The 22,834-nt window shown below is 70.1% G+C and carries 18 protein-coding genes; 6 read left to right on the top strand and 12 right to left on the bottom strand.

All coding sequences use genetic code 11. The features are described from left to right. Nucleotides 1-75 precede the first annotated feature (75 nt). Nucleotides 76-1,665: a FadD7 family fatty acid--CoA ligase gene (locus ACFYPC_RS05545; RefSeq protein ID WP_388671177.1), complete on the top strand. Its 1,590-nt coding sequence runs from the start codon at nucleotides 76-78 to the stop codon at nucleotides 1,663-1,665. A 9-nt stretch (nucleotides 1,666-1,674) separates the two neighbouring features. Here the strand turns inward: ACFYPC_RS05545 and ACFYPC_RS05540 are convergent, their stop codons facing one another. Together ACFYPC_RS05540 and ACFYPC_RS05535 are read right to left on the bottom strand one after the other, a co-directional pair. Then, a complete protein-coding gene (locus ACFYPC_RS05540; RefSeq protein ID WP_388671174.1) occupies nucleotides 1,675-2,610 on the bottom strand; it encodes a LysR family transcriptional regulator in 936 nt (311 codons plus the stop codon). Between the two features lie 54 nt (nucleotides 2,611-2,664). After that, nucleotides 2,665-3,639 carry a 2-dehydropantoate 2-reductase gene (locus ACFYPC_RS05535; protein WP_388671171.1) on the bottom strand — a complete coding sequence of 325 codons (975 nt, stop codon included), beginning with the start codon at nucleotides 3,637-3,639 and terminating at the stop codon, nucleotides 2,665-2,667. Between the two features lie 144 nt (nucleotides 3,640-3,783). On the opposite strand from ACFYPC_RS05535, the gene moaA reads away from it, so the two are divergent. Further along, nucleotides 3,784-4,773 carry a GTP 3',8-cyclase MoaA gene (moaA, locus tag ACFYPC_RS05530; protein ID WP_388671168.1) on the top strand — a complete coding sequence of 330 codons (990 nt, stop codon included), beginning with the start codon at nucleotides 3,784-3,786 and terminating at the stop codon, nucleotides 4,771-4,773. Nucleotides 4,774-4,947: 174 nt separating this feature from the next. Here moaA and ACFYPC_RS05525 read toward each other — a convergent pair whose 3' ends face one another. The 4 genes from ACFYPC_RS05525 to ACFYPC_RS05510 are packed head-to-tail and all read right to left on the bottom strand — an operon-like array spanning nucleotide 4,948 to nucleotide 10,088. After that, nucleotides 4,948-5,160, bottom strand: coding sequence for a formate dehydrogenase subunit delta (locus ACFYPC_RS05525; RefSeq protein ID WP_388671165.1), 213 nt, complete (start codon nucleotides 5,158-5,160; stop codon nucleotides 4,948-4,950). A gap of 1 nt (nucleotide 5,161) precedes the next feature. Continuing rightward, nucleotides 5,162-8,002: a formate dehydrogenase subunit alpha gene (fdhF, locus tag ACFYPC_RS05520; RefSeq protein ID WP_388671162.1), complete on the bottom strand. Its 2,841-nt coding sequence runs from the start codon at nucleotides 8,000-8,002 to the stop codon at nucleotides 5,162-5,164. Continuing rightward, a complete protein-coding gene (locus tag ACFYPC_RS05515; RefSeq protein ID WP_388671159.1) occupies nucleotides 7,999-9,612 on the bottom strand; it encodes a formate dehydrogenase beta subunit in 1,614 nt (537 codons plus the stop codon). The genes fdhF and ACFYPC_RS05515 overlap by 4 nt, the downstream gene beginning before the upstream one ends. Further along, entirely contained in the window at nucleotides 9,612-10,088 is a 477-nt protein-coding gene (locus tag ACFYPC_RS05510) for an NAD(P)H-dependent oxidoreductase subunit E (RefSeq protein WP_388671156.1), read from the bottom strand. Before ACFYPC_RS05510 ends, ACFYPC_RS05515 begins: the two co-directional genes overlap by 1 nt. 224 nt (nucleotides 10,089-10,312) lie before the next feature. Between ACFYPC_RS05510 and ACFYPC_RS05505 the strand changes: the two genes are divergently transcribed. Beyond that, complete coding sequence (locus ACFYPC_RS05505; protein WP_388671153.1) at nucleotides 10,313-11,002, top strand: GntR family transcriptional regulator; 690 nt, start codon at nucleotides 10,313-10,315, stop codon at nucleotides 11,000-11,002. Between the two features lie 41 nt (nucleotides 11,003-11,043). Here ACFYPC_RS05505 and ACFYPC_RS05500 read toward each other — a convergent pair whose 3' ends face one another. Continuing rightward, nucleotides 11,044-11,844 (bottom strand): acyl-CoA dehydrogenase family protein, encoded by an 801-nt coding sequence (locus ACFYPC_RS05500; RefSeq protein ID WP_388671150.1) that lies wholly within the window; start codon nucleotides 11,842-11,844, stop codon nucleotides 11,044-11,046. A 296-nt stretch (nucleotides 11,845-12,140) separates the two neighbouring features. On the opposite strand from ACFYPC_RS05500, the gene ACFYPC_RS05495 reads away from it, so the two are divergent. Next, a complete protein-coding gene (locus tag ACFYPC_RS05495) occupies nucleotides 12,141-12,836 on the top strand; it encodes a GntR family transcriptional regulator (protein WP_388671147.1) in 696 nt (231 codons plus the stop codon). 19 nt (nucleotides 12,837-12,855) lie between these two features. On the opposite strand, the gene ACFYPC_RS05490 is transcribed toward ACFYPC_RS05495, so the two are convergent. From ACFYPC_RS05490 to ACFYPC_RS05470, 5 genes are all read right to left on the bottom strand, one after another. Further along, nucleotides 12,856-13,404, bottom strand: coding sequence for a beta-class carbonic anhydrase (locus ACFYPC_RS05490; protein WP_388671145.1), 549 nt, complete (start codon nucleotides 13,402-13,404; stop codon nucleotides 12,856-12,858). 121 nt (nucleotides 13,405-13,525) lie between these two features. Beyond that, entirely contained in the window at nucleotides 13,526-15,817 is a 2,292-nt protein-coding gene (locus ACFYPC_RS05485; protein WP_388671144.1) for an FdhF/YdeP family oxidoreductase, read from the bottom strand. A gap of 221 nt (nucleotides 15,818-16,038) precedes the next feature. Continuing rightward, nucleotides 16,039-17,268: a formyl-CoA transferase gene (frc, locus tag ACFYPC_RS05480; protein ID WP_388671142.1), complete on the bottom strand. Its 1,230-nt coding sequence runs from the start codon at nucleotides 17,266-17,268 to the stop codon at nucleotides 16,039-16,041. 176 nt (nucleotides 17,269-17,444) lie between these two features. After that, nucleotides 17,445-18,152 carry a response regulator gene (locus tag ACFYPC_RS05475; protein ID WP_388671139.1) on the bottom strand — a complete coding sequence of 236 codons (708 nt, stop codon included), beginning with the start codon at nucleotides 18,150-18,152 and terminating at the stop codon, nucleotides 17,445-17,447. Next, the gene (locus ACFYPC_RS05470) at nucleotides 18,137-19,465 is read right to left on the bottom strand and encodes a sensor histidine kinase (RefSeq protein WP_388671136.1); all 1,329 of its coding nucleotides are present in this window, start codon (nucleotides 19,463-19,465) and stop codon (nucleotides 18,137-18,139) included. The genes ACFYPC_RS05475 and ACFYPC_RS05470 overlap by 16 nt, the downstream gene beginning before the upstream one ends. Before the next feature lie 216 nt (nucleotides 19,466-19,681). Between ACFYPC_RS05470 and ACFYPC_RS05465 the strand changes: the two genes are divergently transcribed. Both ACFYPC_RS05465 and ACFYPC_RS05460 read left to right on the top strand, forming a co-directional pair. Continuing rightward, nucleotides 19,682-20,374, top strand: coding sequence for an ABC transporter ATP-binding protein (locus tag ACFYPC_RS05465; RefSeq protein ID WP_388671133.1), 693 nt, complete (start codon nucleotides 19,682-19,684; stop codon nucleotides 20,372-20,374). Further along, nucleotides 20,371-22,752, top strand: a complete 2,382-nt coding sequence (locus tag ACFYPC_RS05460) for an ABC transporter permease (RefSeq protein WP_388671130.1) — start codon at nucleotides 20,371-20,373, stop codon at nucleotides 22,750-22,752. The genes ACFYPC_RS05465 and ACFYPC_RS05460 overlap by 4 nt, the downstream gene beginning before the upstream one ends. The last annotated feature ends 82 nt before the right edge of the window (nucleotides 22,753-22,834 follow it).

Raw genomic sequence — 22,834 nt, 5'->3', positions numbered from 1 at the left:
TATTGGACGCACACCGCACACCGCCGCAGGCTCGCAGTGGACTGGTTCATCAGACGTGGCGCGGGAGGTGGGGTCATGGCCGTTCCGGCGACGGCATCCGTGTGCGACGCGGACCGGTACGGGCCACCCTCGGTCACGGGCCTCGTCGACCTCCTCGACCGGCACGTCCGCGAGCGTCCGCACGCCCGGGCCCTGGTCGTCACCGAGGACCGGGTGCACCTGTCCTACCGCGCCCTCGCCGCGCTGGCCGACGACGTGGCGGCCCGGCTCGGCGCCACCGGGCTGCGGCGCGGCGACGCGATCGGGTTGATCTGCGCCAACAACGCCGAGTTCGTCGTCGCGCTCCTCGGTGCGGCGCGGGCCGGTCTGGTGCTCGCTCCGCTGGACCCGACGCTGCCCGCGGCGCAGCTGTCCGACCGGCTCGATGCACTGGGCGCCCAGGCTCTTCTGCTCGGTCCTTCCGTGAACGACGCCACGGCGGCCCAGGTCGCGGTGCCGACCTGGCCGCTGCGTGTCATCGCCTCCCGTGCCGGTACGGCGACCGTCGCCCTGGACACGAGCGCGCCTGCCGTACGGGAGGTCCGGGGCGCAGCCGGCGAACTCTCGGGCCAGGACGCCCTCGTCCTGTTCACCGCCGGCACCACCGCCCGCGCCAAGATGGTGCCGCTGACGCACGCCAACGTGGCCGCGTCCGTGCGGGGCATCTGCGCCACCTACGAGTTGGGGCCGGGCGACGCGACGGTCGCGGTGATGCCCTTCTTCCACGGCCACGGCCTGTTCGCGGCACTGCTGGCCACACTGGCCAGCGGCGGATGCGTACTCCTGCCGGAGCGGGGACGGTTCTCGGCGCACACGTTCTGGGACGACATGCGGGCCGCCGGCGCCACCTGGTTCACCGCCGTCCCGACCATCCACGAAATCCTCCTGGACCGGGCGGGGACCGAGTACCCGGGTCCGCAGACGCCACCGCTGAAGTTCGTCCGCAGTTGCAGCGCGCCCCTCAACACCGCGACGCAGCGGGCACTGGAGCGCACGTTCGGAGCGCCGCTGCTGTCCGCGTACGGGATGACCGAGTCCACGCACCAGGCCACCAGCGAACCGCTGCCGACGCGCGGGCCGCTGAAGCAGGGGTCGGTCGGCCTGCCCACCGGAGTGGACCTCCGTGTCGTCGACTCGCTCGGGCGTACGTGTCCGGTCGGCACCGAGGGCGAGGTGTGGGTGCAGGGTCCGACCGTCACCCGCGGCTACCTCGGCAATCCGGGCGAGACGGCGCGCAGCTTCACCGACGGCTGGCTGCGCACCGGTGACCTGGGCGTGCTGGACAAGGACGGGTACCTGTCCCTCACCGGGCGGATCAAGAACCTCATCAACCGGGGCGGCGAGAAGATCTCGCCCGAGCATGTCGAGGACATCATCGCCGGTTGCCCCGGGGTCGTCGAGGCGGCCGTGTTCGCCGTCCCCGACGCGGTCTACGGGCAGCGGGTCGGTGCGGCCGTAGTCGTACGCGAGGGAGAGAGCATCGGTTCCGAGCAGATCCTGCGGTACGCCCGGGACCGGCTGGCGGCCTTCGAGGTGCCCGACAAGCTCGAACTCGTCGCCGCGCTGCCGCACACCGCGAAGGGAGCGCTCGACCGACTGGCGGTGGAGGCCAAGTACGGGCAGTGAGGCCCCGGTTCAGCGCACGCGGTGCTCGGCGGGCAACGGCTGGTTGAAGAAGTCGTCCAGCGCGAGCCCCGTCGCCGCGTTGACGAACGCGCGGGCGGCGACCGACCCGGGGGTCGCCGCGTGGATCGCCACCGAGACCTGCGCCCCGGCCTCCGGGTCGACCAGGTGCAGCGCTCTCGTCCGGCCGATCACCGGCATCGCGCGCAGCCACGCGTGGGGCACGATGCTCGCCCACTCGCCGCCGCCCACGTGCGCGTAGAGGGAGGCGATCGAGTCCGTCTCCACCTGCGGGGTCACCACGAACCCCTTGTCCGCGAACACGTTGTCGATGATCTGGCGGATCCGCATGTCGGGCGTCAGCAGCGCGAGCGGCAGCTGCGCCGCTTCCGCCCAGCTCATGGTGGAGGTGGTCCCCGAGGTCAGCTGATCGGCGGAGATCAGCAACATGTACCGCTCCTGGTACAGGGGGACGACCTGGAGGCCCTCCTGGTCGCCGGGGTCGAAGTGGGCGATCGCCACGTCCAGCTCGTAGTCGCGCAGCTGGCGGTGCAGTTCCTTCGTCGACAGCCGGGAGCGCACCTGCACCTTGGCCAGCGGGTGCGCCGCGCAGAACGCGGCCACGGGAAGCGCCAGGGTCGTCGACGCGGTGGGGTCGGTGCCCAGGCGCAGCGTCCCGGTGATGCCGGACTGTACGGCGGCCACCTCGGCCTTGAACGCGTCCTGCTCGGCCAGGATGCGCTTGGCCCAGACGACGAGCCGTTCGCCCTCCGGGGTGAGGCCCTGGTAGTTGTGCCCGCGGTTGATCAGCGTGACGTTCAGCTCGCGCTCCAGCTTGGCGATCGCCGCGGAGAGCGCGGGCTGCGAGACGTAGCAGGATTCCGCTGCCCGGGCGAAGTGCCTTTCCCTGGCCACCGCTACGAAGTACTCCAGCTGACGAAACAGCATGAACGACTCCTCGCTGGTGCCATGTGATCACTCCACCCTACCCAGGCTGAGCGATCACGCTGACTGTCCGGTCCGTGCCAGCAGGTCGGTCGCGGCGTGGACCGCGCGCAGTGTGGGCGCCTCGGCACCCGAGATGTCGGCCATCTCCACCACCGCGGTCACGATGGCGTCGAGCTCCAGCTGCTTGCCGGCCTCCAGGTCCTGGAGCATCGAGGTCTTGTGGTGCCCCACCCCTTCGGCGCCGCGCAGCCGCTTCTCGATCGAGATGTCGGGCGTACTGCCGACCCTGGAGGCGATGTCGAGGGTCTCCTCCATCAGCAGCGTGACCAGTCGCCGGGTCGGCGGGTGCCCGCAGATGTCGGCCATCGTCGCCCGGGTGAGCGCGCTGATCGGGTTGAAGGCGACATTGCCCATGAGCTTGATCCAGATGTCGTCGCGCAGGTTCGGTTCCACCGGGCTCTTCAGCCCGCCCGCCACCATGGCCTCACTCAGAGCCGTACAGCGCTCGGAGACCCCGCCCGCCGGCTCGCCGATCGAAAACCTGGTGCCCTCCAGGTGCCGGATGACGCCGGGGGACTCGATGACCGTGGCGGGATAGACCACGCAGCCGATGGCCCGCTCTGGCGGCAGCACCCGGCTGGTGGCGCCGCCGGGGTCGACCGCCTCGATACGCCGGCCTTCGTAGGGGCCGGCGAGTTTGTGGAAGTACCACCACGGAACGCCGTTCTGGCCGGCCACCACCGCGGTTTCTTCGCCGAGCAGCGGGGCGATGAGCGATCCGCTGGACGGGTACGAGTGCGCCTTCAGCCCCAGGAACACGTAGTCCACGGCGCCGACCTCCGCCGGGTCGTCGGTGGCGTGCGGCCGTGCCACGAAGTCGCCGCGCGGGCTGTTCACCCGGACCCCGTGGGCCCGTATCGCCTTCAGATGCTCACCTCGGGCGATGAGGTGGACCTCGGCGCCACCACGGTGCAGTGCCGCTCCGACATAGGCGCCGATGGCACCTGCTCCGAGGACTGCGATTTTCATGGTGGCTCCTCTCAGCGGGGAATATGATGAATACTGTATGCAGTATCCTCAAGGGATGTACAGACTCGTGCACGCAGAGCGAGAGGGGCGGCTCGTGTGGGTCGAAGCGAAGCCCGTGTTGGTCCAAGCGAAGGGGGACAGCTCGTGCTGATCGATACGTACGGCCGGATCGCCACCGATCTGCGGGTCTCACTGACCGACCGCTGCAATCTGCGGTGCACGTACTGCATGCCGGAAGAGGGCCTGCGGTGGCTGCCCAAGCCCGAGCTGCTCACGGACGACGAGATCGTGCGTATGGTCTCGATCGCGGTGACGGAACTGGGCGTCACCGAGGTGCGCTTCACCGGCGGCGAGCCCCTGCTCCGCCCTGGCCTGGTGGGCATCGTGGAACGCTGCGCCGCCCTGGACCCGCGCCCCAGGCTCTCCCTCACCACCAACGGCATCGGCCTTGCCCGCACCGCCGAGGCGCTGCGCACCGCCGGGCTCGACCGGGTCAACGTCTCCCTCGACACCCTGGACCCGGAGGTCTTCCGCACCCTCACCCGCCGCGACAGGCACCACGACGTCGTCGCGGGCCTCACCGCCGCCCACGACGCGGGCCTCACCCCGGTCAAGGTCAACACGGTCCTCCTGCGCGGCGTCAACGACGGCGAGGCCGCCGACCTGCTCGACTGGGCCCTGCGCCACGGCTACGAGCTGCGGTTCATCGAGCAGATGCCGCTCGACGCCCAGCACGGCTGGCAGCGCGAGAACATGGTCACCGCCGCCGAGATCATCGAACGGCTCGCGACCCGTTTCGCCCTCTCCCCCGAGCCCTCTGCGGTACGCGGCTCCGCGCCCGCCGAGCGCTGGCTGGTCGACGGCGGGCCCGCCCGGGTGGGCGTGATCGCCTCCGTCACCCGGCCGTTCTGCCGCGCCTGCGACCGCACCCGGCTCACCGCCGACGGGCAGGTCCGCGACTGTCTGTTCGCCCGCGAGGAGACCGACCTGCGTGCAGTGCTGCGTTCCGGTGCGCCGGACCGGGAGATCGCCGACAGCTGGCGCGCCGCGATGCGGGGCAAGAAGGCAGGCTCCGGCCTCGACGACCCGTCCTTCCTCCAGCCCCAGCGCCCGATGTCGGCGATCGGCGGCTGACACCACCGCCTGACGGCCCGGGACCGGCGAGCCGCACCGGCCGACCAGCATGCAAGTGCCCGCGGCCGACAGGCCACACGGCACCCGACCACCCAGGACCGGCAGACCGCACCGCACCCGACCACCCAGGACCGGCGGGCCGCACCAGCCCCGTGCACCGGTGCGCCCCGCCGGTCACCGCATCAGCCGTACTGCGGCGACCACCAACGGGTCCAGCCCATCCGCTCCGGCGTCGACGAACTCGTACAGCCGGTTGCGCATGCGCGGGTCCCAGAACCTGCCCATGTGCCCCGCGATCGCCTCGGCAGCCACCTCGCTCGGCAGGTGGACGTGGTTCGCCGCGATGTCGTTGGCCATCCGCGACTCCGGCGGCACTGCGCCCGCCATCTCAGTCCACCACCGTGACGAGTTGGTGGTCGTCCTCTGCTCGGTGGTCGTCCTCGACGACCTCCGTGTCGCTCTGCGCGAGTGGATGCGCGAGGCCGACCTGTACGGCGGTCACCTTGTACTCCGGGCAGTTGGTCGCCCAGTCGGAGTTCTCGGTGGTGACCACGTTGGCGCCGGTCACCGGATGGTGGAACGTGGTGTAGACGACGCCCGCCGGCATCCGATCGGAGATCTCCGCGTGCAGCGTCGTCTGCCCGACCCGGCTGGCCAGGGTGACGAGGTCGCCGTCCCTGATGCCGCGGGTCTCGGCGTCGTGCGGGTGCAGCTCCAGGATGTCCTCGGGATGCCAGGCCACATTGCCGGTACGGCGGGTCTGTGCGCCCACGTTGTACTGGCTGAGGATGCGGCCCGTGGTGAGGACCAGCGGGAAGCGCCGGGTGCTGCGCTCGTTCGTCGCCACATAGCTGGTGACCACGAACTTGCCCTTGCCGCGCACGAATTCGTCGACGTGCATGACCGGCGTGCCCTCCGGCGCGGACTCGTTGCACGGCCACTGGACGCTGCCGAGCTTGTCGAGGACCTCGAAAGAGACACCCGTGAAGGTCGGCATGACCGTGGCGATCTCGTCCATGATCTGGCTCGGGTGGTCGTACGACATCGCGTAGCCCATCGCGGTGGCGATCTCGCTGATGATCTGCCACTCGTGCTTGCCCGTCTTCGGCTTCATCACCGCGCGCACCCGGTTGATCCGGCGCTCGGCGTTGGTGAACGTGCCGTCCTTCTCCAGGAAGGACGCGCCGGGCAGGAAGACGTGCGCGAACTTGGACGTCTCGTTGAGGAACAGGTCCTGTACGACGACGAGTTCCATCGCTTCGAGCGCGGAGGTGACGTGCTTGAGGTTCGGGTCGGACTGGGCGATGTCCTCGCCGTGCACGAACAGACCCCGGAAGGTGCCGTCGATCGCGGCGTCGAACATGTTCGGAATCCGGAGTCCGGGCTCGGACAGGAGTGTGCCGCCCCAGAGCTTGTCGAACACCTCACGTACGGCGTCGTCGGAGACGTGCCGATAGCCGGGCAGCTCGTGCGGGAACGAACCCATGTCGCACGCGCCCTGCACGTTGTTCTGACCGCGCAGCGGGTTCACCCCGACACCGTCACGGCCGATGTTGCCGCACGCCATCGCGAGGTTGGCCATTCCCATGACCATCGTCGAGCCCTGGCTGTGCTCGGTGACGCCGAGGCCGTAGTAGATGGCCCCGTTGGGTGCCGCCGCGTACAGCCGGGCGGCGGCCCGCAGTTCCTCGGACGGTACGCCGCTGACCTCCTCGGTGGCCTCCGGGCTGTTCTCCGGACGGGCGACGAACTCGGCCCACTCGGCGAACCCTTCGCAGCGCTGCGCCACGAAGGCCAGGTCGGCGAGGCCCTCGGTGACCACGACGTGCGCCATGGCGTTGACGACCGCGACGTTCGTGCTCGGCTTGAGCTGGAGGTGGTGCGCGGCCTCGATGTGCGGCGAGCGCACCAGGTCGATACGGCGCGGGTCGACCACGATCAGCTCGGCGCCCTCGCGCAGCCGGCGCTTCATCCGGGAGGCGAACACCGGGTGCCCGTCGGTGGGGTTGGCCCCGATCACCATGATGACGTCGGCCTCGGCGACCGAGCGGAAGTCCTGGGTGCCGGCCGACTCACCGAAGGTCTGCTTGAGTCCGTATCCCGTCGGGGAGTGGCAGACCCGGGCGCAGGTGTCGATGTTGTTGTTGCCGAAGGCCGCGCGCACCATCTTCTGTACGACGTAGACCTCTTCGTTGGTGCAGCGCGAGGAGGAGATGGCGCCGATCGAACTCGGCCCGTAACGGCCCTGGAGTTCGCGCATCTTGGTGGCGACCGTGCCGATGGCCTCTTCCCATTCGACCTCGCGCCACGGGTCGGTGATCTTCTCGCGGACCATGGGCTTGAGCTGCCGGTCGGGGTGTGAGGCGTAGCCGAAGGCGAAGCGGCCCTTCACGCAGGAGTGGCCCTCGTTGGCGCCGCCGTCCTTGTGGGGCACCATCCGCACCAGCTCGTCGCCGCGCAGCTCGGCCTTGAAGGAGCAGCCGACACCGCAGTAGGCGCAGGTGGTGATCACCGATCGGGTCGGCATGCCGAGTTCGACGACCGACTTCTCCTGGAGCGTCGACGTCGGGCAGGCCTGCACGCAGGCCCCGCAGGAGACGCACTCGGAGTCCATGAAGGTCTCGCCGGCGCCCGCCGAGACCTTCGACTCGAAGCCGCGCCCCTCGATGGTCAGCGCGAACGTGCCCTGCACCTCGCCGCAGGCCCGCACACAGCGGGAACAGGCGATGCACTTGGAGGGGTCGAAGTCGAAGTACGGGTTGGAGGTGTCCTTCTCGGCGTCGAGGTGGTTCTCGCCCTCGTAGCCGTACCGCACCTGCCGCAGCCCGACCACGCCCGCCATGTCCTGCAACTCGCAGTCACCGTTGGCCGGGCAGGTCAGACAGTCCAGCGGATGGTCGGAGATGTAGAGCTCCATGACGCCCTGGCGGAGTTTCTCCACCTTCGGCGTCTGCGTCCTCACCTGCATGCCGTCGGCGCACGGCGTGGTGCAGGACGCCGGGGTACCGCGCCGGCCGTCGATCTCCACCACACAGAGCCGGCACGAGCCGAACGGCTCAAGGCTGTCGGTGGCACACAGCTTGGGTATCTCGATCCCGGCCTGGGCGGCGGCGCGCATCACCGACGTGCCCTCCGGGACGGTCACCGGCATCCCGTCGACCTCCACCGAGACGGTCGCCTCGCCGGGCCTCTCCGGGGTGCCGAAGTCGGGTTCCTTGAGCAGTGTCATGCCGTGCCCTCCGTCCTCAAGCCGGTCGCAGTCACGGGGTGGATCTCCAGGCTGCGACGGCCGCCGAGGAAGTCGTCAGGGAAATGGGTGATGGCGCTGCGTACGGGCATCGGCGTCAGGCCGCCCATCGCGCAGAGCGAGCCGTCGGTCATCAGGTCGCACAGATCCTCGAGCAACGCCAGGTTCTCGTCCCGGTGTTCACCGGCCACGATCTTGTCGATCACCTCGACCCCGCGTACCGAACCGACCCGGCACGGGGTGCACTTGCCGCAGGACTCCTCGGCGCAGAACTCCATCGCGAAGCGCGCCTGGGCGGCCATGTCGACGCTGTCGTCGAACACCACGAGTCCGCCGTGGCCGACCATGGCGCCGGCCGCGGCGAACGCCTCGTAGTCCATCGGCAGGTCGAACATCGTCGTCGGCAGATAGGCGCCGAGCGGGCCGCCGACCTGGACCGTGCGCACCGGGCGCCCGGAGAACGTGCCGCCGCCGTAGTCCTCGACGAGTTCGCGCAGCGTGACGCCGAACGCGGTCTCCACGATGCCGCCGTGCGCGATGTTGCCGCCGAGCTGGAACACCTGGGTGCCGCGGGAGCGTTCGACGCCGAGTTCCTGGTAGGCCTTCGCGCCGTCCGCGAGCACGACGGGGACGGTGGCCAGGGTGAGGACGTTGTTCACCACGGTCGGTTTGCCGAACAGGCCCTCGATGGCGGGGATCGGCGGCTTGGCGCGGACCGTGCCGCGCTTGCCCTCCAGGCTTTCCAGCATGGAGGTCTCCTCGCCGCAGATGTACGCGCCGGCGCCGACCCGGACATGCAGGTCGAAGTCGAGCGAGGAGCCGAGGATGCCCTTGCCGAGCCAGCCGTGCTCGCGGGCGATGCCGATCGCCGCGCGCATCGTGGCCACCGCGTCGGGGTACTCCGAGCGGATGTAGAGGTAGCCCTCGCTCGCGCCGACCGCGTGGGCGGCGATCGTCATGCCCTCGATGAGCATGAAGGGGTCGCCCTCCATGACCATCCGGTCGGCGAAGGTCCCGCTGTCGCCCTCGTCCGCGTTGCAGCAGATGAACTTGAGCTCGTCCGTGCAGCCGAGCACGGTCTTCCACTTGATGCCGGCCGGGAATCCGGCGCCGCCGCGGCCGCGCAGTCCCGAGTCGGTGACCTCGGTGACCACGTCCTCGGGAGCGAGCGCCAGGGCGGCTTTCAGCCCCGCGAGTCCGCCGTGCTCCACATAGTCCTCGGTCGACAGGGGGTCGGTGACGCCGATCCTCGCGAACGTGACGCGGTTCTGGCGGGCCAGCCAGGGCAGTTCGTCCACGAGGCCGAGCCGCAGCGGGTGGTCGGCGCCGTCGAGCATGCCGGCGGCGAGGAGGCCCGCCACGTCCTCGGGGGCCACGGGCCCGTAGCCGACGCGGCTTTGCGGGGTCACCACCTCGACCAGCGGCTCCAGCCAGAGCATCCCGCGCGATCCGTTGCGCACGATCTCGATGTCGAAGTCGCCGCCGACAGAGGCCAGTTGAAGGGCGTCCGCGACCTCGTCCGCGCCGACTGACCTGGCGGCCGAGTCGCGGGGGACGTAGACCTTCGCTGTGGGTTCCGAAGTGTTGTCCATCAGGAAACCGCCCCGTTGAGGATCGCGCCCAGCTTGGCCGGGCCCACTCGTCCGTGCAGTCGGCCGTTCACCTCTACCGCCGGTCCCAGAGCGCAGTTGCCGAGGCAGAAGACCTGCTCCACGGTCACCGCGCCGTCCGCCGTCGTCTCCCCCAGCGCCAGTCCGGCCTCGCGGGCGTAGCTCACCAGGCTGTTCGCGCCCAGGGACTGGCAGGCCTCGGCGCGGCAGATCCGGACCGTGGTGCGGCCGGCGGGTTCGCGGCGGAAGTCGTGGTAGAAGGTCACCACTCCGTGGACGTCCGCGCGGGAGAGGTTGAACTCGTCGGCGAGTACCGGTATCGCCTCCTGCGGCACATGGCCCAACTCGGCCTGAACGGCGTGCAGTACGGGCAGCAGCGCGCCGCGCTCGCCCCGGTGACGGGCCGCCACTCTCCGCACCACGTTCTCGACCGTCACGTCACTCCCGCTGATCGTCATGATCGCTCTCCAAGAGCCGATAGCGATGCCTGCAGGGGACTGAGATAATACCCCATACAGGCTTCTGTATACAGAACTCAGTCATACTCCGCCGCGGAACAGCCGACACAATCTTGCATACCAAAACCTGTATGCTGAAGGCGCCGTCGGCAACCCTCTCGGCAATCACCACTTGGCAAAGCTGTCGGCCCCACCGGCCCGGCGGCAGAACGGGGCAGGCCCTCATGCGCGAGGCACTCAACGCCGCCGCGTCCCGGCGCGTCACCCGCCCGGCGCCACTGCGTCAGGCCGTCTACGACGCCCTGACCGAACTGATCGTCAGCGGCTCCCTCAAGCCCGGCCAGCACCTCGTCGAGGCCGAGCTCGCCCAGCACCTCGGTGTCAGCCGCCAGCCGGTCCGCGAGGCTCTGCAACGGCTCCAGACCAACGGCTGGGTCGACCTCCGCCCCGCCCAGGGCGCCTTCGTGCACTCCCCCACCGAGGAGGAGGCCGCCCAGCTCCTCAGCGTCCGCGCGGTCCTCGAGACCTACTCGGCCCAGCTCGCCGCCGGGAACGCGAAGCCCGAGGACATCGAACGGCTCTGGGAGCTGCAGGAGGAGGGCGTCCAGGCGCTCGCCGAGGGTGACGTCGAGCGTCTTGTCTCGGCCAACACCGCGCTGCACGCCTTCGTCACCGTCATCGCCGACAACGCCGTGCTGTCCGAGCTGATCTCCCTGGTGGGCCAGAAGGTGCGCTGGTATTACACGCCGATCGCCCAGCCCCGCGGCAAGGAAGCCTGGAACGAGCACTCCCAGCTCATCAAGGCCATCGCCAAGGGAGACGCGGAGCGCGCGAGCGAGATCATGCGCACCCACACCGAACACACGACCGACTTCTATCGCAAGCAGATCGCCGCCGGGGCCACCCAGAACTGACCCGACGCGCTGCAGCCGCACTCGCTGCCCCACGGCCGGCCTCAGGACGCCGCGAGTGAGTCGGCCGCCCGGTGAGCGGCCCGCCGCGGGACCTCGGCCACTGCCGGATGGACCGCCTCGGAGCCGACGGCCGTCTGCAGTTCGAGCAGCCACGGCAGGACCGTACGCAGCACGATGTCGAGCCCGCCGCCGTCCCGTCCGAGCATCGCGTCGGCGGGAACCAGCACCGGGTCGGCGAACACGGTGGAGGTGGCGCTGCCGCCCGGCCCTCCCCCGTCGGGTCGAGCCGGCACGAACAGGTCCGGGGCGTGCGCCGGAACCACCCAGAGCGTCAGTCCGTCCGCCGCACCGAGCGGCCGGGAGGACCAGACGTAGCTGTCCGCCTCACCCGCCGCGACCACCTGGTGCTTACGGGCTCGCAGGGCGACCACGTCACCGGAGCGGGCGGCCGTGGAGCGCGCCGCCCAGAACTCACCCTGCACGCCCTGTTCACCGGGGGTGTCCTCGGCCAGGGCGAGGCTGCCGAGATGACGTCCGGCGGCGACCTCGCCACGGAGCCAGGCGCTGCCGTACGACTCGATGACGGCGACCGCCGCGTAGTGGGACTGGAGCACGGCCGCGGTCGCCGGGGAGACACCGGCGATCCGCGCCACCACCTCGGCGGCGTCCGGCAGGCCCATCCCGCCGCCGCCGAATTCGGTCGAGACGGTGAGACCCAGCAGCCCGGCGCGGCCTAGGGCCGTCACAGAGGCGCGGGGAAATCTCACCTTCGCTCCGGTCGCCTCGGCGGCCGGCTCGATGACGGTGCTCAGGACTTCAGAGAGAGCGGTGCGGTACGACACGGGGTGACCCCCTCCTCGGGAGCGCGGCTCCACTGGGCAGCGCAGGTGATTGCATACAGTATTCTGCATCCGACCAGATGCGCCAGAGGTAGGGAGAGGTCAATTGGCGAGGGAGGTGATTTCCGCGATATCCGCGTCACAGGCGGAGCTCAACATGGCTATTGCATACTAAAGTCAGTATCCCGCAGCCAACAGCTGTGCATCAGCAGTCCTCAACGGCTGTGCATCGGCAGTCCTCCATGGCTGTGGATCAGTAGTCCCATGAGGATCAGCAGTCCAATGAGGGGGAGGGTTCCATGCCCGACACACCCACCGTGACAGCACGCGGCCCGATCACCCGGCCCGCCCCGCTGCGCCAGGCCGTCTACGACGCCCTGACCGAGCTGATCATCAACGGCTCCCTCAAGCCCGGTCAGCACCTCGTCGAGGCCGAGCTCGCCGACCATCTCGGCGTCAGCCGCCAGCCCATACGCGAGGCGCTGCAACGGCTGCACACCACCGGCTGGGTCGATCTGCGCCCCGCACAGGGCGCCTTCGTGCACTCCCCCACTCCTGAGGAGTGCTCCCAGCTCCTCAGCGTCCGCGGCGTCCTTGAGACACACTCCGCGCGAGGCGCCGCGGAACACGCCACGCCCCACGACGTCGAGCATCTGTGGGAGCTGCAGAAGGTCGGGCTCTCCGCCCTGGCGGCAGGCGACGCCCGCGCCATCGTCGAGGCGAACGCCGCGCTGCACGGCCACATCACGCACCTGTCCCGCAACGCGGTTCTCGCGGAGCTCATCCCCCAGGTCGACCGGCGCGTGCGCTGGTACTACATGCCCATCGCCAAGCCGCGCGGCACGGACGCCTGGAGTGAGCACGCCCAGATCATCCGCGCCATCGCCGACGGCGACCCCGAGCGCGCCGAACACCTCATGGGCCGGCACACCCGGAACACGGCCGACTTCTACTGCGCGCAGATCGCGGCGGTGACCGCCCGGCCCACCCGGTGACCGGGGCGGGAGCGGCTCATCACCCCGGGTCTATCTCGCGCAGCAGCCCGGTCGTCACATCGAAGACGAAACCGCGTACGTCGTCGGTGTGCAGGAGGAACGGCGAGGTGCGCACCCGCTGCATCGACTGGCGTACGTCCTGATCGACGTCCTTGAAGGACTCGACGGCCCACGCAGGCCGCTGCCCGACCTCCATCTCCAACTCGATCCGGAAGTCCTCGGTCAGGCTCTGCAGCCCACAGCCGGTGTGATGGATGAGGACGACACTGCGGGTGCCGAGGGCCCGTTGACTGATCGTCAGGGAGCGGATCGTGTCGTCGGTGACCACACCGCCCGCGTTGCGGACGGTGTGGCAGTCACCCAGCTCGAGGCCGAGCGCGGCATGCAGGTCGATCCGGGCGTCCATGCACGCCACGACGGCGACGCCGAGGACCGGCCGGGCGCCCATACCGGGGTCGACGAATCCGGCGGCGTAGTCGCGGTTGGCTTCCAGGAGCCGGTCGGTGACCGTCCCGACGTCGGGAGTCGTACTGGTGGGCTGCGCGAGACGGGTTGCTGGTGTCGACATGCTGAGCTACCTCACTCCGGTCGAGCGCCTGAGAAGGAGAAACTGCGTCAGGCCTGTATACGGTATGAAGTAGCCAGTATTCGTAATCCTGCGGCCCCTTGTCCAGGGTGCGTGCAAGGGTTCAGGCGGTCATCGCGGGCTCCAGCCGGACAACGACCCCCTTCGACGTAGGGGTGTTGCTGATGTCCGCCACGCTGTCCAGCGGCACCAGCACATTGGTCTCGGGGTAGTACGCCGCGGCCGAGCCGGGCGTGGTCGGATAGGCGACCACCCGGAACTTCTCCGCCCGGCGTTCCACACCGTCGTGCCACACGCTCACCAGGTCCACCTCGCTGCGGTCGGCGAGCCCGAGCGCCTCCAGGTCTGCCGGGTTGACGAGGACCACCCGGCGGCCGTTGTGGATACCCCGGTAGCGGTCGTTCATGGCGTACGGGATGGTGTTCCACTGGTCGTGCGAGCGCAGCGTCTGGAGCAGCAGATGGCCCGCGGGTGCGCTCAGCATCTCGAAGTCGTTGCAGGTGAAGACGGCCTTGCCGCTCGGGGTGTTGAAGACGCCCGAGTTCACCGGGTTGGGCAGCCGGAAGCCGCCGGGCCGGTCCACCCGGACGCTGAAGTCGTCGAAGCCGGGGACGACCCGGGAGATCCGCTCGCGGATCGTGCCGTAGTCCGCCTCGAACTTCTCCCAGGGGATGGACGGGTTCTCGCCCAGGGTCCGCCGGGCCAGCCGCGAGATGATCGCCACCTCGCTGAGCAGGTGTGGGGAGGCCGGGTGCAGGCGGCCCCGGGAGGCGTGCACCTCGCTCATGGAGTCCTCGACGGTGATGAACTGCTCGACGCCCCCCTGGATGTCCCGGTCGCTGCGGCCCAGCGTGGGCAGGATCAGCGCGGTGTCGCCGCAGACGGTGTGGGAGCGGTTGAGCTTGGTGGAGATGTGCGCGGTGAGGCTGCAGCGCCGCATCGCCCGCTCGGTGACATCGCTGTCGGGGGTCGCCCGGATGAAGTTGCCCGCGACGCCGACGAAGACCTTGGCCTCGCCGTCGCGCATGGCCCGGATGGCGTTCACCGAGTCAAGGCCGTGCGCGGTGGGCGGGGTGAAGGCGAACTCGCGCTCCAGGGCGTCCAGGAAGCTCTGCGGCATCCGCTCCCAGATGCCCATGGTCCGGTCGCCCTGCACGTTGCTGTGGCCGCGTACCGGGCAGACGCCCGCTCCGGGTTTGCCGATGTTGCCGCGCAGCATGAGGAAGTTGACGACCTCACGGATGGTGGGGACGGCGTGCTTCTGCTGGGTGAGTCCCATCGCCCAGCAGACGATGATGCTGTCCGCGGCGAGGACCCGCTCGCCGACGGCCTCGATCTCCTCGCGGGTGAGCCCGGTGGCCTCCAGGATGTCGTCCCAGTTCGCCTTGCGGGCCTGCGCGGCGAACGCCTCGAAGCCGATCGTGGAGACGTCGATGAATCCGTGGTCCAGGACCGTTCCGGGATTCGCCTCCTCCGCCTCCAGGATCAGCAGGTTCAGCGCCTGGAAGAGCGCAAGGTCGCCGCCGGGGCGGATCTGGAGGAACTGGTCGGCGATGGCGGTGCCGCGGCCGACGATTCCGCGGGCCTTCTGCGGGTGCTTGAACCGCATCAGGCCGGCCTCGGGAAGCGGGTTCACGGCGACGATGTGACCGCCGTTGAGCTTGGTCTCCTCCAGCGCGGAGAGCATCCGCGGGTGGTTGGTCCCCGGGTTCTGGCCCACCACGAAGACGAGGTCGGAGTGGTGGATGTCGTCCAGGCTCACGCTGCCCTTGCCGATGCCCAGCGTCTCGCCCAGCGCGGAACCGCTGGACTCGTGGCACATGTTGCTGCAGTCGGGCAGGTTGTTGGTGCCGTACGCCCGGGCGAAGAGCTGGAGGAGGAAGGCGGCCTCGTTGTTGAGCCGGCCCGAGGTGTAGAAGAGGGCTTCGTCGGGCGAGTCGAGCAGGCGCAGTTCCTCGGCGAGCAGGCCGAGCGCGTCGTCCCAGCCGATCGGCTCGTAGTGGTCGGAGCCGGGCCGCTTGACCATGGGTTCGGTGAGCCGGCCCTGCTGGTTGAGCCAGTAGTCGGACTTCTGGCCCAGCTCGGACACCGAATGCTCGCGGAAGAAGTCGGCGGTGACGCGGCGTGAGGTCGCCTCGTCGTTGATGTGCTTGGCGCCGTTCTCGCAGTACTCGTTCTTGGCCCGGTGGCCCGGCGCGGGTTCCGGCCAGGCACAGCCGGGGCAGTCGAAGCCCTTGGTCTGGTTGATGTTCAGCAGGGTCAGGGCGGTCCGCCGGACCGAGGTCTGGCCCAGCGAGTACTCGATCGCGTGCGTGACAGCGGGCAGTCCGGTAGCCCAGGTCTTGGGCGGAGTGACTGCCAGCCGGTCTTCCGACGGGTCTTCCAGCGTGCTCATGATCTGGCCTGTGCCTTTCTGCCGCCCCCCGCGCGCGCACGACGAATCCAGCGCCGCGGCGGGCACCGAACTCGCGAACTCGCGCTCAGAGATCAGCTTCGGCCAGGCCGTGAGAAGCAGTCAAAGAGAGAACAACTTCTACGTGATAAACGCCGCCTATCAAGCGGGCGGCACCCCATCTGACCTGCTCGGACGATATTCGCCCTGCGGACGGAAGTCGGTCAGATCACACCCTGCGCCCTCAGCAGCGGCAGCTCCTCGTGCGAGATGCCGAGCTCGCGGAGGTAGATCTCCTCGTTGTGCTCGCCGAGCAGCGGCGACCGCTCCACCGTGACCGGGGAGTCGGACAGCTTCAGCGGGTTGCCGACCGTGACGTACGAGCCGCGCTCAGGATGCTCGACCGTGACGACGATCTCGTTCGCGGCGAGCGACGCGTCCTCGATGATCTCCTTCGTGGACAGCACGGGCCCGCAGGGGATGTGGTGGGCGTTGAGCGCCTCCAGGACCAGCATTTTGGGCAGCGTGCGGGTCCACTCCTCGATGAGCTGGAACATCTTGCCGAGCTTGGGCAGCCGGGCCTCGGGGGTGGCCCACTCGGGGTCCTCGGCCAGCTCGGGCCGGCCGATGAGCTCGCTGATCGGCTTCCAGCCGACGGGCTGCACGATGACGTACACGTAGTCGTTGGGGCCGCCCGGCGCGCACCTGACCGCCCAGCCCGGCTGGCCGCCGCCGGAGGCGTTGCCCGAGCGCGGCACCTCGTCGCCGAAGTCCTCGTTCGGGAACTCCGCGAGCGGGCCGTGCGCGAGGCGCTGCTGATCTCGCAGCTTCACCCGGCAGAGGTTGAGCACGGCGTGCTGCATCGCGACGTTGACCCGCTGCCCGCGTCCGGTGTGGGTGCGCTGGAAGAGGGCGGCGAGGATCCCCGCCACGGCGTGCATACCGGTGCCCGAGTCGCCGATCTGCGCGCCGGTCGCGAGCGGGGGCCCGTCCTCGAAGCCGGTGGTCGACATCGACCCGCCCATGGCCTGGGCGACGACCTCGTACGCCTTGTAGTTGGTGTACGGGCCTTCGCCGAAGCCCTTGATGGACGCGTACACGATGCGCGGGTTGATCTCGCGGATGCGGTCCCAGCTGAAGCCCATGCGGTCGATCGCGCCCGGCCCGAAGTTCTCGACCATCACGTCGGAGGTCCGGATCAGCTCGGCGAGGATCTCCTTGCCGCGTTCGGTCTTGGTGTTGAGGGTGATGCTGCGTTTGTTGCTGTTGAGCATCGTGAAGTACAGGGAGTCGACGTCCGGGATGTCGCGCAGCTGCTTGCGCGTGATGTCACCGGTCGGCGCCTCCAGCTTGACCACGTCGGCGCCGAGCCACGCGAGGATCTGCGTCGCGGACGGGCCGGACTGAACGTGCGTCATATCCAGGACGCGCACGCCCTCAAGAGCCTTCGTCATGTTCGCCGCCTCACTTTGTACGTGGTCCGGTTCAGGAGTTCGGAGCAAGTATCCATACTGTAGATTGCATACCGTATGGAGTTGCTTCATGGTTGCGGCACACACGAGGGATGTCCAGAGGGCGTGGACAAGATTTCGCGTCGCCGGAGTGCCTCGACGCCGAAGCGGCCGGCTGCCTACGGACCGGCGTCGGCCGGACCTCCCGGTGAGATGAGTCCGGTCTCGTAGGCGAGGACGACGGCCTGTACCCGGTCGCGCAGGTCCAGCTTCGACAGGATGCGGCCGATGTGCGTCTTGACCGTGGTGGGACTGAGGAACAGACGGTCCGCGAGTTCGGCGTTGCTGAGGCCGGTCGCGAGCAGCCGGAGCACTTCCAGTTCACGGGGGGTCAGACCGGAGAGGTCGCGGTTCAGGGTGGCCGCCCGGTCCTCCACACGGTGCGCGAAGCGTTCGATCAGCCGGCGGGTGATCGCGGGCGCGAGCAGGGCGTCGCCCGACTGCACCAGGCGTACGGCGGCCACCAGATGCTCGGGAGTGACGTCCTTGAGCAGGAAGCCGCTGGCGCCGGCGGTGAGCGCCGCGTAGACGTAGTGGTCGAGGTCGTATGTCGTGAGGATGATGACCCGGGTCTCCTCCCCCGGGACCGCGCCGTCGAGGATCCGCCGGGTCGCTTCGATGCCGTCCATCCGCGGCATCCGGATGTCCATGAGGACGACGTCCGGCCGGGTGCGCCGGACGGCGGCCACCGCCTCGTCCCCGTCGGCCGCCTCCGCCGTCACCTCGATGCCGTCGGCGGCCAGGATCATCCCGAAGCCCGTACGCACCAGGGCCTGGTCGTCCGCGATGACGGCGCGCAGCGGCGGCCGGTTCACGTGGTCCGCCACGGGACGCGCGCCGTGATCCGGTATCCGCCGGCAAGGGTCGGCCCGGCCGTGAGTTCACCGCCGTACACCGCGAGGCGCTCGCGCAGCCCGATCAGCCCGCGGCCGTTGCCGTCCACCGGTGGGGAGCCGTGGTCCCCGGGCGGGGAATCGTAGGCGGCGCCGTTGTCCATGACCTCGATCTCCAGGCAGTCGTCGGCGTAGCCGATCGTGACGAAGGCGTCCGCGCCGGGCGCGTGTTTGATGGTGTTGGTCAGCGCCTCCTGCACCACGCGGTACGCCGCCAGCTCCACCCCGGGCGGCAGCGGGTCCGGCGGCAGGGACACCGCGACGCCGACCGGTGTGCCCGCGGCGCGTACCCGCTCGGTCAGGGCGTCGAGTTGTCCGAGGCCGGGCTGCGGCTCCAGACCGTCGGCCGGGCTGTCGGCACGGCCGGTGTCCGGGGCGGCCAACAGGCCCATCACATGCCTGAGTTCGGCCATCGCCGCCCGGCCCCCGGCCTCCACCGCCAGCAGCGCTTCCTTCGACCGCTCCGGCGTCGCGTCCATCACCTTGCGTGCCGCCCCCGCCTGGATCACCATCACGCTCACATTGTGGGTCACCACGTCGTGCAACTCGGCGGCGATCCGCGCCCGTTCCTCCTCGACGGCCCGCCGCATGGTCTCCTGCTGCGCCTTCTGCAACTCCGTGAAACGGTCCCGGCTGGCCGCAAGACGCCGCCGCGAGAAGCGGACGAGGCCGGCCCCGACACCGGCGATCAGCAGCACCACCGCGGGACTCGTCCACGCCGGCAGCATGGGCTCCGCCTCCCGGAACGCGAGACCGGCCAGTACGGCGGCTGCGACCAGGCCGGCCAGCGCGCCCGCCCGGTAACGGCTGTACATGACCGCGCTGTAGGCGCCGACGACGATGGTGAGCACGTTGATCCAGGAGGCGTTGTCACCGATGGCCAGCACCGCGGCCATCACCACCGCGAACACCGTCAGCGGATACCTGCGCATGGCCGCCAGCGGCAGCGCCGACATGACGACAAGAGCCCAGGACACGGACGGGTTCTCACCGTTCGCGGGCCGCTCACCGAGTGCGGGCGGTCTCGGCGGCACCGGGAACCCGTACTCGTCCTTCGAGACGATGCGCACCGGTCCGTCGCCCGGATAGCGCGCCGCCACGATCAGCGCGACAACGGTCAGTACGACCGCCAGCACCACGTCGGCGCGTATTGCCCGCCGCGAGAGCGGGGCGGGCTTCGCCTCCGGCCGCAGTGCGTCCAGGAGTTGCTGACGCCGTCCGCGCCGGTCCTGCGTCTCCGTCCCCATCAGCACATTGTGTGGCCCCCCGCCCCGGCCCGCGTCCGCCTGTGCGACCAGGTCGCTGTCCCGCAGGCGTACTTCGCAGGGATGACCCCGCGGCCGGATCCTCCGCGGGGAGGGCCGTATGTCGGTGCCGCGGCCGACGCGCCGGGGCGGCGCCCGCCCCTACGTTCGCTGGGCCCGGCAAGGCCCCCTTCACGACCCCAAGGACGGACGACGCCCATGACCCAGGTGATCCAACTGGACAGCGTGACCAAGCGCTACGACAGCTCCGGCACACCGGCGCTCGGCCCGCTGACGCTCTCGGTCCACAAGGGCGAGGCCCTCGCCGTGACGGGCCCCTCCGGCAGCGGCAAGTCCACGCTGCTCAACCTCGTGGCGGGTCTGGACAAGGCGACCGAGGGAACCGTGTCCGTGGCCGGCCGGCGGCTGAACGGACTGAGCGAGCACGCGCTGGCCCGGTTCCGCCGCGAGCAGATCGGCATGGTGTTCCAGTTCTTCAACCTGCTCGACGACCTCACGGTCACCGACAACATCCAGCTCCCCGCCCAACTGGCAGGCGGCGCACGGCGGAAGACGGCGGCCCGCGCCGGTGAGCTCATGGAGGCCCTCGGTATCCACAAGCTCGCCCGCGCCTACCCGGGCCGGCTCTCCGGCGGCGAACGCCAGCGGGTCGCGGTCGCCCGGGCACTGGTCAACCGGCCCGCGCTGCTGCTCGCCGACGAGCCGACCGGCGCCCTCGACACCGCCTCGGGCCAGGACGTACGGGAGTTGCTGGTGGACCTGCACCGGGGCGGCCAGACCATCGTGCTGGTCACGCACGACCTGGCGCTGGCCCAGGCGTGTGCGAGCCGCACGATTCATCTGGTCGACGGCCACCTCGCCCTCGACAGCCACGCGGAGGCGGTCCGATGAGACGCTTCGGCACCGGGTTCGGCACCGGATTCGGCACCGGCGCGCTCGGCCGGGTCGTTCGTTCCGGGGTGGGCCGGCGCCGGGTGCAGACCGTGGTGATCGCCATCGCCACCATGATGGCCGTGGCCTCCGCCGTGGTCGCCGGATCGCTCATGGTCGCCGCGAGCGCGCCCTTCGACCACGCCTTCGCGAAGCAGCACGGTGCGCACCTCACCGCGGAGTTCGACCCGTCCAAGGTGACTGCGGCACAGCTCGCAGCCACCGGGCAACTTGACGGTGTCACGGCGAGCGCGGGGCCCCACCCGACCACGGTGATCAAGGGGCCGAATGCGCCGACACTGACTCTCGTCGGCCGGTCCGGGCCCCGGAGCGACGTGGACGACCTGGACCTCAGGTCCGGCCGGTGGGCGGAGAAGCCGGGCGAGGTCGTGCTGTCGGTGGAGTTCGCCGGACCCGCCTTCGAGCTCGGCTCCACCCTGCGGACCTCGGACGCCGCGGACGCTCAGATCCTGACGGTGGTCGGTCTCGCCGTGTCGGCCGGCAAGAGCGCCGACGCGTGGGCGACCCCCGCGCAGGTCAGGGCGCTGGGGTCGAAGGACAGCCCGGTCACGAGCCAGATGCTGTACCGCTTCGACGCGGCGGGGACGAAGGCGCAGATCGTCGCCGCCCGCAAGACGCTCACCGCCGCCGTACCGTCCGGGGCGCTGATCGGCACCACGTCCTATCTGGACACCAAGCGCGCCGCCGATCAGGGCGCGGCCGCGACCATCCCCTTCCTCCTCGCCTTCGGCGCGCTCGGCATCGTCATGTCGGTGATCATCGTCGGCAGTGTGGTCAGCGGGGCGGTCGGCACCAGCCTCCGCAGGATCGGCATCCTCAAGGCCATCGGCTTCACACCGCGCGAGGTGGTGCGCGCCTACGTCGTCCAGGCGCTGATCCCGGCGGTCGCGGGTATCGCGCTGGGCGTCGTCCTCGGAAACCTGCTGGCCGTGCCACTGTTGGAGGACACCGAGCGGGCGTACGGCAGTGTCTCGCTGACCGTGGCCTGGTGGGTGAACATCGTGGTGCCAACCGCCGCGCTGGCCGTCGTCGGGATCGCGGCGCTGGTCCCCGCGCTGCGGGCCGGAAGACTTCGTACGGTCGAGGCCATCGCCGTCGGCCGGGCGCCGCGCACGGGGCGCGGGCAGTGGGCACACCGGGCGGCGGGGCGGCTGCCGCTGCCACGGGCGGTGACCTACGGCCTCGCAAGCCCGTTCGCACACCCGGTCCGTACCCTCGCGATGCTGCTCGCGGTGGCCTTCGGCACGGTCGCGGCGACGTTCGCGGTGGGGCTGACCCAGTCGCTGACCGCGGTCGGCAATGCGGCGGATCCCGAGGAGAGCGCCGCGGTCACGGTGTTCGTCGGCCGACCGAGCCTCGGCCCTGGCGTACCCGCCCCCAACCAGGACACAGCCGAGGCCCCGGACGTCGACCCGGCGAAGGTGCGCGCCGCCATCGAGGCCCAGGCAGGCACCGCTTCCTACTACGGCATGACCCAGACCGAGGTCACCGTGGCCGGGATCTCCGGCTCGGTCCGGGCCAACTTCTACCAGGGTGATCTGGGTGCGGGCGGCTACGAGATGATCTCCGGGCAGTGGATCACCGGTGCGGGGCAGGTCGTTGTGCCCACGGGTTTCCTGGAGAGGACCGGCACGGAGATCGGTGACACGGTCCGCGTGACCTACGAGAAGGAGACCACGACCCTGCGGATCGTCGGCGAGGCCTTCGACACCTCGGACGACGGCATGCACCTCCACGCGGACCTCGCCAACTTCGACGGGGCAAAGCCTGATGCCTACCTGATCGATGTGAAGCCGGGCGTATCCCCCGCCGAGTACGCCGAGAAACTCGGCGCGGTGGTGCAGCCGCTGGGCGCCCATGTCATGGCCAACTCCACCTCGCAGGGCGAGAGCATGATCCTTATCCTGGAGGCGATGGCGGTGCTCCTCACCCTCATGCTGATGTCCGTCGCCGGCCTCGGTGTCCTCAACTCCGCCGTCCTGGACACCCGCGAGCGCGTGCACGACCTCGGCGTCTGCAAGGCCCTCGGCATGTCACCCCGGCAGACCGTGAGCCTCGTCCTCGCCTCGGTGGCCGGGATCGGCGTACTCGGCGGTCTGGTCGGCGTACCGCTCGGCCTGGCCCTGCACGGCTTCGTGTTGCCGGTGATGGGGCACTCCGCGGGCACCAATCTGCCGCCGTCGGTGCTCGAGGTGTACGAGCCGTGGCAACTGATCTTGCTGGGACTGGCGGGGATCACGATCGCGCTGCTCGGCGCGCTGCTGCCGGCGGGCTGGGCGGCCAGGACGCGTACGGCGACGGCTCTGCGGACCGAGTAGCGGTCGTCGGTGCGTAGCCGACACTCCGAAAGTTGAAGATCGTGAGCCGTAGGAGGTGGTCTTACCTTCTACGGCTACGGTC

Origin of the sequence: Streptomyces sp. NPDC005808, assembly GCF_042871385.1 — a bacterium.
In the GTDB taxonomy this organism is placed as follows: Bacteria; Actinomycetota; Actinomycetes; order Streptomycetales; family Streptomycetaceae; genus Streptomyces.
This window is presented reverse-complemented; position numbering and strand designations above follow the sequence as displayed.